Origin of the sequence: Streptosporangium sp. NPDC006013, from assembly GCF_040614275.1 — a bacterium.
Classification (GTDB): domain Bacteria; phylum Actinomycetota; class Actinomycetes; order Streptosporangiales; family Streptosporangiaceae; genus Streptosporangium.
Genome location: NZ_JBEXUE010000779.1, coordinates 1 through 2,908, shown reverse-complemented (window position 1 = coordinate 2,908; position 2,908 = coordinate 1). Strand labels below are relative to the sequence as shown.

Genomic DNA, 2,908 nt, shown 5'->3' with positions numbered 1-2,908 from the left:
ATCGAAGTCGGCGGGGCGCTCGAAACGCCCCGCCAGGAGCTCGGCGCTCACGATCCGCGCCACCTTGTAGGTGCGCGGCTCCCCCTCACCGGCGGCGGCCACCATGTACCACGACCCGCCCTTGAGGACCAGGCCGTACGGGTGTGCCAGGCGTTCGACGTCGCGGGGCCCCCAGCGGCGGTAGGTCATGCGCAGCGGGCGCTGCTCCCACACCGCCTCGGCGACCTCTCCCAGGAAGGGAGCCGCGTCGGCGTCGCGATACCAGCCGGGCACGTCCAGGTGGAAGCGCTCGCGCATCCTGGCGGCGTGGAAGCGCGGCTCGGGGGGCAGCGCGGCGAGCATCTTCAGCTCGGCGTTCGCCGCGACCTCGGCCAGTCCCAGTTCGGCGGCGGGGCCGGGCAACGCCGCCAGGAACAGCGAGGAGGCCTCCTCGGCGGTCAGGCCGTTGAGGCGGGTGCGGTAGCCGTCCAGCAGGCGATATCCACCGGCGGGCCCGCGGTCGGCGTAGACCGGCACCCCGGCCGACGACAGCGCCTCGACATCGCGGTAGACCGTGCGGACGGAGACCTCCAGCTCCCTGGCCAGCTCGGTGGCCGTCAGCTGCCCCCGCGTCTGCAGGAGCAGCAGGAGGGAGAGCAGACGACTCGCGCGCATGGCGGCCATTGTTCCGCACGTTTGCCAACCTCACACACTCTATGTTCAAATGAACACATGGAAGGTAACAATCGCATTCGCGCGATCATGTCGGCGCTGCGCGCCAGCGACGCCGTCTCCGTCGCGGAGCTGGCGGTCGAGCACGCGGTCTCGGAGATGACCATCCGCCGCGACCTCGACGAGCTCGCCCAGCAGGGCGTGGTCAGGCGGGTCCGCGGCGGCGCGGTGAGCCTGCTGCTGCGCGGGGAGGAACCGCCCTTCATGGTCCGCGAACGCGAGGCGGTGGAGGCCAAGCGGCGGATCGCGAGCGAGGTCGCGGCCCTGCTCGCCGACGGCGAGGCCGTGCTGCTCGACAGCGGCACCACTTCCCTGGAGATCGCCCGCGCGATCCGTGACCGCCGCCTGACGGTCCTGCCGCTCTGCCTGCAGGTCACCGCCGAGCTCAGCACCGCCCCCCGGATCCGCCTGGTGCTGCCCGGCGGGGAGGTCCGCCCCGGTGAGCTGAGCTTCACCGGCCCGTTGACCGAGAGCGCCATCCGCTCCCTGCGCTTCGACACCGCGGTCATCGGCTGCTGCGGCCTGTCCGCCGAACATGGCCTCACCGCCCACGACCTGTCCGACGTCGCCGTCAAGCAGGCCGCGATCGCCTCCGCCCGGCGCGTGGTCGCGGCCACCGACTCCGGCAAGTTCACCCGCACCGCGTTCGGCGCGGTCTGCCCGCTGGACCGCCTCGACATGGTCGTCACCGACACCGCGCTTCCCCCCGCCGAGCACGACGCCATGATCGCGGCAGGCGTCGCCGTCCGCGCCGTCTGACCCGACCGGCCGGAGCCCCTGCTCCACGGCCCGCCCCAAAGTCCGCGGCCCGAACCGTCTGCTCTGATCCGCACCACTTGACTGGAGCCCTCCCCCATGCACGTCATCCCCTTCGACCGGGCCGCGCTGCTGCGCGGCCGGGTGGCGATCTACCTGCTCTTCCTGCTCTCCGGCATGGCCATCGGCACCTGGACGGCGCGTATCCCATCGATCAAGCAGGGGCTGGAGCTGAGCGAGGGCGAGCTCAGCATCGCGCTGCTCGGCATCGCCGCCGGGGCGATCGCCGGCATGCAGGTGGTCGGCCGCCTGGTCGACCGCTACGGCAGCGCCAAGGTGATGCTGCCGATGGCCTTCGCCCAGAGCGTGGTGCTGGTCCTGCCCGCCTACATGCCGAACCTGGCCGGCCTGGCCGTCGCGCTGTTCGTCTTCGGCGCGGTGCACGGCACCCTGGACGTCGCGATGAACGCAGGCGCCGTCGAGGTCGAGCAGGCCATGGGCCGGCCGATCATGTCGTCCTTCCACGCGGTGTTCAGCATCGGCGGGTTCCTCGGTGCCACCACCGGAGGACTGCTCGCCCAGGCTTCGTTCAGCCCGGGAGCCACGTTCGCCGCGGCCGCCGTGGTGATCGCCGCGCTCGCGCTCTGGGCGGCCCGCTGGGCGCTCCCCCCGACCGCACAGGCCGCCCCCTCGGGAACGGAACCGGCGTCCGGCAAGGGTGGAAGGGTGATGCTGCTGGGTGTCCTGGCCTTCTGCTGCATGATCGGAGAAGGAGCCGCGGCCGACTGGAGTTCCGTCTACCTGAGCGAGAGCCTTGGTAGTTCCGACGGGTTCGCCGCGGCCGCCTACGCCGCCTTCTCGGTCATGATGACCGCCGGCCGATTCGCCGGCGACAGGCTGGCCGCCTGGCTGGGGCCGGTGAACCTGGTGCGCGCGTGCGGTGCGCTGGCCGCCTCCGGACTCGGGGTGGCCCTGCTGGCCGACCATCAGGTCGCCGCAGTGATCGGTTTCGGCTGCTTCGGGGCAGGCCTGTCCTGCATCGTTCCCCAGGTCTTCTCCGCGGCCGGTCGCCGCGACCCGGCTCGCGCCGGACAGGCGCTGGCCCGGGTGTCGAGCCTGGGCTACGTGGGATTTCTCACCGGCCCCGTGCTGATCGGAGGTGCCGCCGAGCTGATGGACCTGCCCCGCGCGCTGGCGATCCCCGCCCTGCTGGCCTTTTTTGTGGCCCTTGCCGCGGGGGCGCTCAGAACCACGCCCTTTACAAAGTAGATCAAAATATCGAGCAGGGCCGGGGTGCCACCCGGACGCACCAGGCCACCGATGGACGGTGCCGCTGACCGGCCGAGCGAGGTACGGCAAAGCCGTCTCCACTCGGTCATGGTGTCGCTGGGATCGACCAGGACGCGCACCTTCCTGCGGTTGCTGGCATCGATCGGCACCA

Annotated in this window: 3 protein-coding genes; 2 read left to right on the top strand and 1 reads right to left on the bottom strand. The window is 71.8% G+C overall.

The features are described from left to right. Window positions 1-654 (bottom strand): WYL domain-containing protein (locus ABZ260_RS49385; RefSeq protein WP_355632441.1); only part of this gene is annotated, 654 nt, incomplete at its 3' end. 57 nt (window positions 655-711) lie between these two features. Between ABZ260_RS49385 and ABZ260_RS49380 the strand changes: the two genes are divergently transcribed. Further along, window positions 712-1,470, top strand: a complete 759-nt coding sequence (locus tag ABZ260_RS49380; protein ID WP_355632439.1) for a DeoR/GlpR family DNA-binding transcription regulator — start codon at window positions 712-714, stop codon at window positions 1,468-1,470. 96 nt (window positions 1,471-1,566) lie between these two features. Continuing rightward, the gene (locus ABZ260_RS49375) at window positions 1,567-2,736 is read left to right on the top strand and encodes an MFS transporter (protein ID WP_355632436.1); all 1,170 of its coding nucleotides are present in this window, start codon (window positions 1,567-1,569) and stop codon (window positions 2,734-2,736) included. The last annotated feature ends 172 nt before the right edge of the window (window positions 2,737-2,908 follow it).

Bases quoted from the DNA above. Each gene is read 5' to 3' on its own strand.
- ABZ260_RS49375 (WP_355632436.1), top strand. From the start codon at position 1,567: ATGCACGTCATCCCCTTCGACCGGGCCGCGCTGCTGCGCGGCCGGGTG.
- ABZ260_RS49380 (WP_355632439.1), top strand. From the start codon at position 712: ATGGAAGGTAACAATCGCATTCGCGCGATCATGTCGGCGCTGCGCGCC.